Origin of the sequence: Gimesia aquarii (assembly GCF_007748175.1) — a bacterium.
In the GTDB taxonomy this organism is placed as follows: domain Bacteria; phylum Planctomycetota; class Planctomycetia; order Planctomycetales; family Planctomycetaceae; genus Gimesia; species Gimesia aquarii_A.
Genome location: NZ_CP037422.1, coordinates 1,469,485 through 1,483,778, shown reverse-complemented (window position 1 = coordinate 1,483,778; position 14,294 = coordinate 1,469,485). Strand labels below are relative to the sequence as shown.

7 protein-coding genes are annotated in these 14,294 nt (G+C 44.3%); 5 read left to right on the top strand and 2 right to left on the bottom strand.

What is annotated here, in order from left to right; genetic code table 11:
* The first annotated feature begins 628 nt into the window (after window positions 1–628).
* Window positions 629–1,828: an Lpg1974 family pore-forming outer membrane protein gene (locus tag V202x_RS05975; RefSeq protein ID WP_145172130.1), complete on the top strand. Its 1,200-nt coding sequence runs from the start codon at window positions 629–631 to the stop codon at window positions 1,826–1,828.
* A gap of 88 nt (window positions 1,829–1,916) precedes the next feature.
* Here V202x_RS05975 and V202x_RS05970 read toward each other — a convergent pair whose 3' ends face one another.
* Window positions 1,917–4,979: a PVC-type heme-binding CxxCH protein gene (locus tag V202x_RS05970; RefSeq protein WP_145172128.1), complete on the bottom strand. Its 3,063-nt coding sequence runs from the start codon at window positions 4,977–4,979 to the stop codon at window positions 1,917–1,919.
* A 289-nt stretch (window positions 4,980–5,268) separates the two neighbouring features.
* Window positions 5,269–6,867: a glutamine-hydrolyzing GMP synthase gene (guaA, locus tag V202x_RS05965; RefSeq protein ID WP_197993252.1), complete on the bottom strand. Its 1,599-nt coding sequence runs from the start codon at window positions 6,865–6,867 to the stop codon at window positions 5,269–5,271.
* Between the two features lie 513 nt (window positions 6,868–7,380).
* Between guaA and V202x_RS05960 the strand changes: the two genes are divergently transcribed.
* The 4 genes from V202x_RS05960 (at window position 7,381) to V202x_RS05945 (ending at window position 14,280) form a co-directional block, all read left to right on the top strand.
* The gene (locus V202x_RS05960) at window positions 7,381–8,349 is read left to right on the top strand and encodes a hypothetical protein (protein ID WP_145172126.1); all 969 of its coding nucleotides are present in this window, start codon (window positions 7,381–7,383) and stop codon (window positions 8,347–8,349) included.
* A gap of 144 nt (window positions 8,350–8,493) precedes the next feature.
* A complete protein-coding gene (locus tag V202x_RS05955) occupies window positions 8,494–9,264 on the top strand; it encodes an HpcH/HpaI aldolase family protein (RefSeq protein WP_197993251.1) in 771 nt (256 codons plus the stop codon).
* 103 nt (window positions 9,265–9,367) lie between these two features.
* Window positions 9,368–10,735, top strand: a complete 1,368-nt coding sequence (locus V202x_RS05950) for a DUF1501 domain-containing protein (protein WP_145172123.1) — start codon at window positions 9,368–9,370, stop codon at window positions 10,733–10,735.
* A gap of 203 nt (window positions 10,736–10,938) precedes the next feature.
* Window positions 10,939–14,280, top strand: coding sequence for a PSD1 and planctomycete cytochrome C domain-containing protein (locus V202x_RS05945; protein ID WP_145172121.1), 3,342 nt, complete (start codon window positions 10,939–10,941; stop codon window positions 14,278–14,280).
* Window positions 14,281–14,294: the final 14 nt, after the last annotated feature.

Sequence of the window (14,294 nt, the reverse complement as noted above, 5' to 3'; positions counted from 1 at the left end):
AAATACAGAAACGCAGTCTCTGATGCTAAAAACTACTCTGAACCGATGTCAAAGAAAATTGCACAAAATAGGCAAAATATAACTACTAGATTCCACTTGTAACAATCATACATGTAACCCAAAAACAGTGAATCATCCACATGAATGAAAGCTAAAGAGTCTTTGAATCTTGATCTTCAATTCTGTTCGCAATTCGAAAATATCACAGTACAGACGAATGACATCCTCAAAACTAACATTGAAACATTTTCAGTCAGCAGCATTTCTTAAATTTTTTGATAGACACAACTTATTTTCCAGAAAGATCTTAGCGGGTATCATACCGAAATAGATCTCCGAATTGTGAAGGGGATCTTGCTAAATCAAACTATACATACATATCTTGCTAAATCAAAAATTGTTCTGTTTTTTCAAGATATGCCGTTTTTAATGGTCTTCTGGGCAATAGCGAGCCGATCAATTATGACAACGGGTTATTTATATAGCCCCCACCTGCTGCTGTACTTACGAACAAGGCACTCTGAATTCTAAAAAATGTGCTTTGTTGGAGGGGTTAGTTTTTAATTAGCATCTTTCAGTCATAGGGATCATAAAAGACTCTATTGAACTGAAATGGAGAGATTAGGCTATGAGAACGAACGGATTCGTTGGCTTGATAATTGCGGGAATCTGCTGCCTTCCATCACAGGCACTTTATTCTCAATCAGATTTTCCTGTCGAACCATCAAATGAATCTGAAGGAGTCTTCAGAATTTCAAATGCCTCGGATGATTTTGAGTCAAACGTTGACGCCGTTTCATTTGCACCAGCGTCACCGCGGACTTCCGATTTAGCTCCCATTGCCATGCCAGATAATTATGGTAATGAAGAGTACTATGGACCTGTAGAAGAATATACTCAGGGCGACTGGATTGAAGACCCCTATCTAGATGACACTTCTTACGAGCGTTTAGGAATTGTTGCCGGAGCCGCAGCAGTCTTTCTAAAACCTGGTTTTGATACTGACACTGCTTTCTTTACTGAAGATCAATCCGGAATGACCACGATAACCACCTCAAATGATTTCCCTTATAATTATCAAACTGCACCTCGTATCAATCTCGGAGTTATTGATAATGAAGGACTCAGTGCACAAGTCCGTTGGTTCCAACTTGAAGATAATTCTAGTAACGGAGCAACTTCTCCCAACAACTTTATCTTCTTTAATGGTCTTCCCACACAAACAGTTACTGGAGGATTACGAGCCGGTGGTCAAGCAGGCGATTTCATCAGCACATCCAGTAACCTGAAATTATACACAATTGATGTGGATATGAGTCAGGAACTGAACTTTGAGCGCTGGCAAACAACATTCGGCGGTGGTTACCGTCACGCTTCAGTCAGTCAAACATATCGTGCAGTGGGTACTGCAAGTGGTGCTCCCGTATCTTCGGATGTAGGGCACCGATTTGACGGAAACGGTTTGGTGATCTTTGGTGAAGCACGACGTCCTCTGGGACTTTTTGATAGACGTTCCAAGGGAACATCCAGTGTGTCCTTAATTTCCAGCGTAAAATATTCCGCCTTGTGGGGAAGATCAAAATACTCTGCAGAAGACAGAACCCCTGGCCCTACTGTCGCAGTAGCACAAACTGATAATAAAAAGTCATTGAGTATCGTTGAGCTCCAAGTAGGTGCACAAGCAGATTTTGTACTACAAACCGGCGCGCTCGTCTGGGTACGAGCTGCCTGGGATGGCATGTGGTGGAATGGAGCTGGCTCGGCTGCCAGCGAATCAGGTGACCTGAGTCTGCTCGGGGGGTCTATCACCCTGGGGATGGATTGGTGAAATATTCTCGTCTGAATATTAAATAAAGAAAAGCCCTCTTAGAATGTTCTAAGAGGGCTTTTAGCATGTAGTAGCTAAAGGTTTACCGTTACTTTTTCAGAGGAGCTTCCAAAGTCTTGATATACTGTAGTAAATCTGCCATCTGCTGCTGATTAATCTCCTTCTCAAGCCCGTTAGGCATTAACGAGATTCCGTTGGAAAGCAATGTATCGATGTTATTTCGTAAAATAATATCTTCTTTACCTTCTGCTCTTCGAATTGTATAACTCGTCGCCGTTTCTGCAGCAATAATCCCTGTGAAGAGTTTGCCCTGTTCAGTAACAATCGTGTAAGTATTGTAATTTGATTGGGCTTCACGACTGGGATCCAGAATCGCAATCAACAAATCATTATTCGACTTATTTTTCGTTGTTGCCAGATTAGGGCCTACATTATGCCCCTGGTCACCCACTTTATGACAGGATGCACAGTTTTTGAGGTAGACCTTCTTACCTGCCTCTACATCTCCCTTTAATTCTAAGGCAGCTTCATAAGCAAGCACAATCTTGGCACGATCACTGTTGACTTCATTACCCAGTACTTTTCGGGCTTGTTTTCGAATTTTTTGATTGGGGTGATTCATCAGCAAATCTTTTTTATCGCGAGAAATCTCGTTGAGTTTCACCCGCTTTTCTTTGATTGCGATCAACAAACTGTCGATCCTCTCTGATGATCCCAACAAGGCATCAACCACTTCCGAACGAACGGCTGGACTGAATCCAGACCAGTTCTGCAATAGAGCAGCACTCACATCATTGTGTCTCATCCGGGATAACGCTTCGACAGCAGCCAGTTGGATTTTAGGCGATGATCTAGGATTCAGGACCTCAGACAGAACTTTACCAGCCACGCTATAATCAATGAATCCGAGTAGCTTGACAGCGGCTACCCGTTTAGCAACCGGTTTGTCTTCATCCTCGACCGTTCGAACCGCATCAGCAATCGTTTTACTAAATCGTTCCTTGACATCAACGTCAAGTTTGCTGTCATTAAGCAAGCTGGCGAGTGAGGCCCCTCTTCGCACGAGCCCTCTACCCAAGGCACCTAAAATCTTTTGCTTCGACTGTAACGAAATAGAATCATCTGAAATAAATGACAGCACAGCTAAAGCGTCGTCTGTTTCTTTTTTAGCACCTGCAATCATCAATAATTCTGTAATCAGAGAGCCTTGGTTTCCTGACTGCGTTTCTGGTGACTTCTTAAGAAAACTAATCGACAAAGGCCCCGCAATCTTTGAGGAAGAGGTGAGGACCGCCATCTTCATATCACTATCAAAATTTTTGGAATCTACTAATTTCGTTAAACCAGCGATTGCTGTTTGATTGTTAAATTCTCCTAATGAAAAGGCCAATTGCAATTGAACCCGATAATCCGGATCGCTCGTGAGTTCCAACACGATTTGTGCCAGTTCAGAGTCTTTTTCAACATATTTTTCTGAGAGCCGGATAGCTTGCTCTCGAATCCCGGGAACAGGGTCCTTTAATGCCTGTTTTAGTATTTCTGAAGTCAACGCGTTCAAACCATCCAAAGTCCACAAAGCATGTAAGCGCCCCAATGGTTGTGTTGAAGATCGAAACAGGTGCTGTAAATTTGAGATTGCTGCCTGATCCTGACGTTCCCAGATTAAACGCTGTGCCGTTTCTCGGTTCCAGCTATTAGGTGAATCCAATTGCTTAACCAGTTGATCGATGGGCATCTTGCCTAATTTTTGAACTCTGAATTGATTCCCTTCTGGATGAACCAAGCGATAAATGCGTCCGCGGTCGAAACCACTTTCCAAATCCAGATGACGTTTAATGTCTTCCGGTATTGAAAAAGGATGCTCGATCGTCTCGCGGTACATATCGAGTACCCAAAGTGTCCCATCAGGAGCATTGACAAAGTTAACAGGTCGAAACCAGTTATCTTTCGATGTCACGAACTCTGTCTGCTCATCAGCACGCGTTGCTATATATGTCGCGCCCTTAGAATCCATTGTTTTACGATGAATCAGGTTTCCGCCCACATCACCAATAAAGGCATTTCCCTGAAACGCTTTTGGATAGGCACTACCACGGTATATGGTGACCCCTGTAGCAGAGGTAAAGAAACCAGTCGCTACTAACTCGGTTGGAGAGAGACGCTTTCGAAAATTAGGATCCGCGGCCCGACGGGCAGTCCGAACTTCTCGGTATGGCTCCGGAGGACTACGACGAAAAACAGGTGCCGCGGCACCTCTACGGGCGGCGGTCCGCAAAACACTGGGAACAGCCAAATAAGCGTTTCGCTTTAAATAATGACTGGGAAAGATAACGTGCTGAATATGATTGCTATTGCTGCATACAAAACGATTTCCCCAATCATCCATTGAATGACCAAACTGAGAACCACCAGAAATGGCTTCCAGCTTACGAGTCTTTGGATTTAATTTCAGGTCACGACGTCCCGATGGAATTACTTCTTTACCATCTTTTAAAATCGAACCACCATTCGTTCCCCCGGCAAAATAGATATGATTATCTAATCCCCATTTCAAATTATTGGCTAGACCCTGTACGTTTTTGGTTGGTAGTCCCGTAAAAACAGTTTCTCTGATATCGGCTTTGTGATCACCGTCGGTATCTTTAAAGTAATAAATATTTGGCGGTGCAATTACGAAGACTCCGCCATCAAAACAACAAACCGAAGTCGGCCAGGTAATCGTGTCTGCGAAGACGAAACTTTCATTCATCTTCCCATCTCCATTGGTGTCTTTTAATAATCGAATGACACCAGCATTCTTCCTGACGGGACCAGAAATATAATCGGGACGCTGCTCAGGCAGATATGGATACCCCCGCATTTCGGCAACATACATTTGCCCGTTTTCATCGAAACAGGCGTCAACAGGGTCCATCACGTCGGGTTCAGCAGCCACTAATTCCAACTGAAAACCGTGCTCCAACTGAAATCCTTTTAAAGATTCTTTAGGAGACGTGGCGGGAATTCGCTTCAAACGCTTGGCTAAATCACCTTCATTGGCCAATGGTTTTTGAGCAATGACCGATGATTCATGATGGCTTGTCAGCAACACAATACTTGAGCAACAAATCACAGCCAGACAAAGCAATTTGCTCTTAGGAACCGAACTCATTTTTTCCGACTTTCTATGTCAAATAGTACGATACAGATCAGGAAGGAAACCGAAGGAGGGAGCAGCCCTCTTTTTTGACCTTAAAAGAGCTGCATTGAATACAGGGTATCAAACCTCTGAATCAAACCACACAAATTATAAAGAATGTTAACGAATGAATCCAGCATACCCGGATCATACCCAAAATCAAGGGCATTTACCCCTAATCAGAAAACCTTATCGCTGATGACAAAGTTAACTACGACGTTCCATTCGCTTTCAAGAGAACAAAAAAGGAACTTAAGCGACATTACTCCCACTCAATCGTGCTAGGTGGTTTTGAGCTGATGTCATAAACCACACGGTTAATTCCCCGTACATTATTCGTTATTCTGGTCGACATTCTTTCCAGAACGTCATGGGGCAAAGGGGACCAGTTAGCAGTCATGAAATCGTCTGTTTCGACAGCGCGAATTGCTGCGACATCCTCATAAGTTCGCCCATCCCCCATCACGCCGACAGATCGAATAGGAAGTAAGACGGCAAAAGCCTGTTTGGTCTTTCGATACAGGTTTGCCTTATGCAGCTCTTCAATCACAATCAAATCTGCTTCTCTCAGCACGTTCAAACGTTCTTCCGTCACTTCTCCCAGGCATCGTACAGCTAAACCTGGCCCGGGAAAGGGATGTCTGTAAATCAAATCGTCTGGTAATCCAAGCTCATGACCCATTTCCCGAACTTCGTCTTTAAACAGTTCGCGTAATGGTTCAATCAGTTCGAATCCCAGTTTTTCAGGTAACCCCCCCACATTATGATGGGACTTAATTGTCGCGGCAGGTCCATCTGGATTGGCACCAGATTCGATCACGTCAGGATAGAGTGTTCCTTGTGCGAGAAAGTGAGCATTCTCAATGGATGCAGCTTCCTTTTGAAAAACTTCAATGAAGAGTCTGCCGATTATTTTCCGCTTTTCCTGAGGATCTGAAACACCTGCTAATTCAGATAAAAATAATTGCCGTGCATCTACCACATGTAAATCGGTTTTAAAATGTTCTCCAAAACGATGAGAAACTTCATCGGCTTCCCCCTTTCTCAATAATCCATTATCAACAAAGATACACGATAATTGAGAACCGATTGCGCGATATAATAACGCTGCAACCACCGAAGAATCCACACCTCCTGATAATCCACAAATGACGCGTTGATCACCAACCCGATCACGGATGGATTCCACTTCCTGCTCTATTAAATTAGAGATCTTCCATGTTCCCTTACACCCACACACTTTTTGAACAAAGTTAGCTAAAAGCGCTCCACCAAATTCAGTATGTGTTACCTCGGGATGGAACTGAAGACCAAACAGGGGCTTACTATGATGTTTCACTGCTGCAAATCGGCAAGTTTCCGTCGAGGCCAGAGAGGAAAATTGTTCACTTAGATTTTCAACTTGATCTCCATGACTCATCCAGGCAACAAAATGCGAGGGTACGCCTGAGAATAAGTTAGAGTGGTCACTCACAGTACAAGGTGTTCGACCGAATTCTCTTGATGCGCCTCCTTTGACTTCACACCCCTGCGAGTCACATACAAGTTGCATTCCGTAACAGATACCGAGAATAGGAATTCCGAGGTTAAAAATTTCGGGGTCGGCCTGTGGGGCATTTTCTCCATAAACACTTGCCGGTCCTCCAGAAAGAATAATCCCTTTCGGATTGAGTTCTTTGATTCGCTCTGCAGAGAGATTGGGACGAGCCAATTGGCTAAAAACATTCTGTTCACGTACACGTCGGGTAATCAGTTGGGCAGTTTGAGACCCAAAATCGAGGACTAGAATGAGTTCTTCTTGTTTCGTATTAATTAAACTCTGAGAAAGAGCATCTTGCTCAGTGACATGGGGATTGGTCATTATGTTCTCGAAATAATAAATCTTCTGGAGAGTCATTTGAGAAACTAGCACGAGGTCCTCAAATGAATGATTTGCTATAGAATTTAGCGTGGCTTAAGAACACGATTCTGTGCAAAAACCAAATCGCCATCTTAGCGATTCCATTTTCGAAATCCAATTCAGCACGTTAAATTCAAAAAGGAAAGCAGGAAAGTGTGCGGGTTAGTTAAAACAAGAAAAATGCAGAGACTATATGTTTGCTACGACTAAAAATCGGCACGTCGGTTTGAACTTTCCCTTACAGATAAATGCTTAAAATTGAGACGAAGCAAGACCTTACAGCAAATCGAACATATCAAGATAATTTGAATCATTTCTATCGATCTATCCGATAATTCCAATAAGTACGATAAATGCGGGCAAGCTGTACTGAACAGAGATGGAATTTTGCCCCACTATCACGAATGTGCTCCTAATGTCAGGGTCTAAAAACCTATTCCCTCTCTTTTCACATATTACCAGGGACAGAAAACCATGTTTCTCCAATGGAATCGTTTTTTCTCCAGATACTGTCTGGCTCTTCTTGCCGGAACTTCTATTCTCATAGCAGGCGTTGAATTACATGCTCAGGTCACCCCTGGTACGGGAACACGGGTAGATGGATGCTGGGATGACTTTGAAGACGAATCCTGGGAGTTCATCACAAATCTTCCTAAAAGTAGCACCAATGTCGATAAGCAGACTCGTTATCCATTAGGTCAGTCGACAAATAGTATTTGGACTGAGAGTGCCAAACGCGGACAACCAGATGTGATTCAACGAATTCCCACACCTGCAGGTGGTCTTCCCGGCAGCAAAGGTGCTTTGTTGCTGAAAACACTTCATACAGGAGTTCCAGGGCAAGGTAGCCGCGGTAGTAATCAAGATGACCTGATCATGCAAGGATCGATGATCTCAGTAAGCTATTCTCCCAGTGTTGTGACACGTGTTTACATTCCACCCTTTGAAGAGTGGGAAGATAAAACCGGCACTTCATTTGGGTTTCGTGCTGCTGTGAAAGCGCCCATGAAATCAAAACGCTCCCGTTCGAAACGTAGGTTCTTTTCGCGTAGCAGTGGTTACAGTACAAAAATAGAAACTATTTATCTGGGAATGTTCATCCAGTTTAATAGCAAAACGGACAGTCCCAACGGTGAAGATTCCGCTATGTTTGTAGTGCGAGCAGATACAATGGGCCAGGATTTTATCGGCCCCGAAATCAAACAAACAGGGTGGTGGACTCTCGGAATGTCATTTACTCCCGATGGGCGTACGCACTATTACGCCAGTCCAGGAGTAGATCCTTTGACTCCCGCTGATCGCTTTGCTTCACATCTTCCTTATGGAACCCGGATTCAGTCATTTCACACCGCCTTCTTTAATGTCTGCAATCAGGACAATGGACGTACCTGGTCAACCGAGTGGATCATCGATGATCCAGGCATGTATTATATTGGCAGATAGTCAAACAGCTGACAAAAAAGCAGAATTCATAAACGGCATACTCTCCGAGGGTATGCCGTTTCTACTTTTCCGCTTATCATGCGATTTGGTTTTCAACAAGCTCACCCCCTTCAATCAGACCTCTTCTTTTTTCTGGACGCAACAATGTTCGAAAATAAAATCAAAACGCTGCTTTCTCAAGGAGATATTGCCTTGGGAGTCGCTATGCCGGATGCGTCAGAAATTCTAGCCAAACTCTCCGTTGATACGGGCATCGACTTTTTGTGGGTCGATCTGGAGCATCGTCCTTATGGCGTAAATGAAGTCAAACATATTCCTGAGATCGCGCGCAGAAAGGGATGCATGCCTATGATTCGAGTTCCTGGTTTGGACCCCATTTTCTTCAAAAAAGCATTAGATATCGGAGCCAACACAATCATGGTACCTCAGATCAATAATGCTGAGGAAGCCCGACTAGCTGTCCAATATGCAAAATATCCCCCCGAAGGAACACGTGGTGTATCTCCTGATTGGACGATGTTCATGGACTTTTCCTTTGACGATTATCTGCCACACGCTAACGAGGAAACAGCAATCGTCGCTCAAATCGAATCACCTGAAGGAATTGAAAATATCGAAGAAATCGCGGCTGTAGACGGTATTGATGTCCTCTTTGCCGGACCGATGGACCTTTCTGCTTCCCTGGGAATCATCGGTCAAATAGAACATCCAAAGCTTCTGGAATTATTGGCTGAGTTCCCCAAACGAGTTGCGACAGCAAATAAACCTGCGGGAATTACTTTTGGTGACCTGGACCGGTGCCGTCAGGCAATTGACGAAGGTTACCGATTCGTAAACATTGGTACGATTGCAACCTTGGGAACAAATGGAATTCGTGCGGCCCTGCCTGAATTGCGAGAGAGAGCCAGAAACTGAAGATTTATAGAATCTTTTCAAGCCCCTCTGGAACACATAAGCAAAAATTGATACAATCTGTCTGCGATTAAAGATTCAAACCGCAGCAGGAGACAGATCAGATATGCTGACATTATTAGGTCACGGCCAATCAAAACCCTCATTTTGTGATGGATTAACGCGGCGTAATTTCCTTCAAATTGGTAGTCTTGGCTTCTCTGGTCTGACTTTACCCCACATCCTGCAGGCAGAATCAAACCCTGCCAACAAAAAACGTCAAAAATCTGTCATCATGATTTATCTGGTGGGTGGGCCACCACATCAGGACATGATTGATCTCAAACCAGAAGCCCCCAAAGAAATCGCAGGCCCCTGGCGTCCCATCGCTACCAATGTTCCTGGAATCGAAATCTGTGAAGCCTTTCCACGCATGGCTCAACTCATGGATAAAATGGTTTTAGTGCGTTCGATTGTGGGATCTCAAAGTGGTCATGATGCCATTCAGTGCTTCAACGGTCACAATCCCCGTAAACCTACACCACAAGGCGGCTGGCCTCAATTCGGTTCGACTGTTTCGAAACTCCAGGGTGCACATGTGGAATCAGCACCTCCCTTCATCAGCCTCTGTTATCCTTGTACTCACGGTCCTTACAATGAACCCGGTCCCGGTTTCCTTGGCCTTTCCGAGTCCCCCTTCCGACCGATGGGGCCAACTCGGCATGACATGGTTCTGAATGGGATTTCTTTGGAACGGCTTTCTGATCGAAAAAAGCTACTTCAGAGCATCGACAATTTCAAACGAGAGGCAGATGCTTCGGGCATGATGAATGGTTTGGATACATTCAACGAACAGGCCATGGGCGTTCTGACTTCTTCTCAACTGGCAGAAGCTCTGGACCTTTCCAAAGAAGATCCTAAAACCGTTGAACGTTACGGTACCGGGGACCCAACAAAATTCATCGACAGCAATGGCGCACCTCGTGTACCGCAAAGTATGCTTGTCGCACGAAGACTGATTGAAGCCGGTGCACGCGTTGTCACTTTGAATTATAGCAAATGGGACTGGCACGGCGGGAAAAACAATTCCATCTTTAAACGAGAAGCAGAAGACTTTCCGATATTCGACCAATGTGTGAGTGCGTTATTAGAAGATCTTCATCAAAGAGGTTTAGACCAGGATTGCACTGTCGCCATCTGGGGTGAATTTGGACGTACTCCCAAAATCAGTGCACAAGTAGGTCGAGATCATTGGCCTCGAGTGAATTCTGCGATTCTCTTTGGAGGGGGCATGAAAACCGGTCAGGTCATTGGTGCGACTGACCAACTGGCTGGAGAAGCCGTTGATCGTCCTGTTACATTCCCGGAACTCTTTGCGACCCTTTATCATAATGTCGGTATTGAAACAGAGCAGACGACGATTGAAGATTTCAGTGGTCGTCCTCAATATCTGGTCGAAGATCATGCCAGACCCTTACCTGAATTAGTTAATTAGTTTAAGGTTCCCATCGAATCCGACTGTCTGGCTCCGCATTGCTATTTAAACCTTGAATCGCTTCAACTGAAAGCATTAAAATAGCTTATGGCAATATTCATTAATCGGATATTGTTCCCACCACCTTGGAGTGTCCTCAACAATCGTGAGTTGTTGCCTAAAGATCCTCAAGATGAATCACGAGCCAAACCCGGGAAAAAAGCATGAAACATATTCTCCGAATCATATCTGTTTTATTGCTTTTAGTCGGGTTCGTCAGTTTTTCAACCAGGGCTGAGGAACCAAAATCGCAAGCAGATTCCGTTCCCTTGTTTTCTGCTCAACAGTTGGAATTCTTTGAAAAATCAATTCGTCCGTTGCTTGCTGAACACTGCTACCAATGCCACAGCGGCAAAGCCAAACGGCTGGAAGGTGGACTTCGGTTAGACTCGCGCGACCTGATTCTAAAAGGTGGCGATTCAGGGCCTTCTGTTGAATTCAAAAAACCGCATGCGAGTCTTCTCCTGGAAGCCATACGCTATGAATCATTCGAGATGCCTCCTGATACCAGACTGAAGAAAGAACAAATCGGGCTTTTAACACACTGGGTTGAAATGGGACTCCCCTGGCCCAACGAAGAACCACCGGTCGAATCTGGAAACGCAGAAATTTTTGATCTAAAAAAACGACGAGCCGAACATTGGGTATGGCAGCCAATCCAAGATGTATCTCCTCCTAAAGTGAAAAATAAAAGCTGGTCTCATCACCCGGTTGATCACTTTATTCTAGCAAGGCTTGAAGAAAAAAATTTGAGGCCCAGCCATGCTGCCGACAAACGGACAATTATTCGCCGATTATATTATGACTTAATTGGACTCCCCCCTACTCCAGAACAAATCCACTCTTATCTGAATGACAAATCTGAAAATGCAACAGAAAAGTTAGTCGATCAACTTCTGGCTTCTCCCCAATTCGGAGAACGCTGGGCACGACACTGGCTGGACTTGATGCGGTATGCGGAATCTCGGGGTCACGAATTTGATAATGATGCGCCGAATGCTTACCAATATCGCGACTATGTCATCCGAGCTTTGAACGCCGATCTCTCTTACGATCAATTCGTGACAGAGCATATTGCCGGTGACTTAGTGGAACATCCCCGTCTCCATCCTGACAAACAATTCAATGAATCCGTGCTGGCAACTGCGTTCTGGTATTTGGGAGAATGGGTCCACTCTCCTGTCGATATTCGCAAGGATGAAACGGACCGATTTGACAATGCAATAGATGTCATGACCAAATCATTTATTGGCATGACTGTTTCTTGTGCACGCTGTCACGATCACAAGTTTGATGCAATCTCAACCAAAGACTATTACGCTCTGTATGGATACTTGCAAAGCAGCAATTATCATCAGGTTCGCTTTGAGTCGATGCTACACAATCAAAAAATCGCACATCAGGCAGAACAACTTTATCAACAGAAACAAAAGATTTTAAAGACTAAAATAAAAAATGCGTTCGCTGGTCAGATGAAAAACTTCTTAGCTTATTATCAGACTGCCGATTTACTTGTTCGCCAAAGTTCATCAAATGTTGATCAAGAAATCAACCGGCAAGCTTCAGCGAAAAAACTAAATGCCTCGATTCTCAAACACTGGATTCTTTTTTTGCAGAGCAACCAAGGCAAAGAGAACAGTCTGACCACGACACTTTTTATGGATTCTGGTTCAAAAGCCTCTCCCGCACAGTTCAATTCAAAGACACACCCAAAGTCCGGGTCTGATGACAGAACCATCATTGATTATGGCAATTGCGATCTAAAAGATTTTATTACTGATGGGTTTACCTTTGGACTTGCACCACAACCACGGGGGACTCTGGTTTTGGATCCATCAAATCAACACAACCCACTTAGTTTGCTTTTAGAAGGTGCCGCCAAGCGTGATTCCCTCTGGGATGACATAGCCGATACTCCCTCACCAAAGATGAATCAAAAAAACAAACTGCGATCCTTCCCTCGCTCGGGTCGCACTTTACGGACTCCCACCTTCGAAGTGCGCGGACCGGTCTCCTACAGAGTGAAAGGAAGCTGCTGGGTTTACGCTTGTGTAGACTCGCATCGCATGTTGTTTGGCCCGCTGCATGGTTCGACATTGAAAAAAGTTTCTGCAAATGCCCAACATCAGCCGCAGTGGATCACTCATGATTTATCAAGATACAAAGGTCACCGTATTCACCTGGAATTCACTCCTCTTGAGAAAGAACCACTGGAAGTCTATCAGGTAAAACACGCGGCACCGCATCCCGAACAATCTTTAACCTCAGTCAGCCTGAAGACCGTCAAAGTACAAAAAGCGTTCGAAACTGCTTTTGAAGAATATTTTGACAGTGACCAGCAACCCAGTTCACAAACCGTTTCGCTTATTAACTGGGTACTCATTCACCCGGAATTATTCTCAGAATCGGGAAGTAAAGAACGACAGGCACTTTCTAAGGAAATAGAAGAATACAAAAAACAACGCGAACAACTAAAGCATTCTATCCAAACAAAGTCACAAACTGCGATGGCGATAATGGATGGGAGTACTGAAAATGACCATGTCCTGATCCGGGGCAGCCACCAGAATCTCGGCCCCGTAATCAAACGTCGGTTTCTGGAAGCGCTGGATGGTAAGTCACCGGTGAATAATTCGGGAAGCGGACGACTCCAGTTAGCACAAGCCATTAATGATCCTGCTAACCCTTTAACCCATCGCGTAATTGTAAATCGTATTTGGGCACATCTATTCAGTCGTGGGATTGTTCCCAGCGTCGATAATTTTGGTGTTTTGGGAGAACGCCCTTCACATCCTGAACTATTAGATTTCCTCGCTCTCAAATTCTTAAGAGAGGGGCGTTCTATCAAGCAAATGATTAAGTACATCGTGCTTACAAAAACCTATCAACAGTCCAGTCAGACAACATTGGATGTATCAGAAGTCGATCCCAAAAATATATATCTCCATAAAATGCCGTTAAAGCGTCTGGAGGGTGAAGCAATCCGTGATGCTCTGTTAGAGATTTCGGGAAGAATCGATTTAAAAATGTATGGCCCATCCATACCAATTCATCTGACCAAATTTATGGATGGACGTGGTAAACCACCTAAAAACGGTCCACTGGACGGCAACGGTAGACGATCCATCTATATCCAGGTCCGCCGTAACTTTCTCTCTCCCATGATGTTGGCCTATGACACCCCCAGCCCCTTCAGCACAATGGGACGTCGTAATGTATCCAATGTTCCTGCACAAGCCCTGATTATGATGAATGATCCATTCGTGATTCAACAGTCTGGGCTTTGGGGAGAACGTGTGACCAAACAATTGAAACAGCAAACAACCGATGACCGAATTCGCTGGATGTATGAATCGGCATTAAGTCGGCTTCCAACCTCAGAAGAATTATCGGCAGCACGTCAATTTATTATCGCACGTACCAAACAAAATTCTAATTCAGCCCTTGTTTGGGCAGAGTTAGGACATGTTATTTTTAATCTTAAAGAGTTTATATACGTTTTTTAGTTTCAAGATGTTCC

Excerpts from the sequence above, each read along its gene's own strand:
- V202x_RS05975 (WP_145172130.1), top strand. The coding sequence starts at position 629 with ATGAGAACGAACGGATTCGTTGGCTTGATAATTGCGGGAATCTGCTGC.
- V202x_RS05970 (WP_145172128.1), bottom strand. The coding sequence starts at position 4,979 with ATGAGTTCGGTTCCTAAGAGCAAATTGCTTTGTCTGGCTGTGATTTGT.
- guaA (WP_197993252.1), bottom strand. The coding sequence starts at position 6,867 with ATGACCAATCCCCATGTCACTGAGCAAGATGCTCTTTCTCAGAGTTTA.
- V202x_RS05960 (WP_145172126.1), top strand. The coding sequence starts at position 7,381 with ATGTTTCTCCAATGGAATCGTTTTTTCTCCAGATACTGTCTGGCTCTT.
- V202x_RS05955 (WP_197993251.1), top strand. The coding sequence starts at position 8,494 with ATGTTCGAAAATAAAATCAAAACGCTGCTTTCTCAAGGAGATATTGCC.
- V202x_RS05950 (WP_145172123.1), top strand. The coding sequence starts at position 9,368 with ATGCTGACATTATTAGGTCACGGCCAATCAAAACCCTCATTTTGTGAT.
- V202x_RS05945 (WP_145172121.1), top strand. The coding sequence starts at position 10,939 with ATGAAACATATTCTCCGAATCATATCTGTTTTATTGCTTTTAGTCGGG.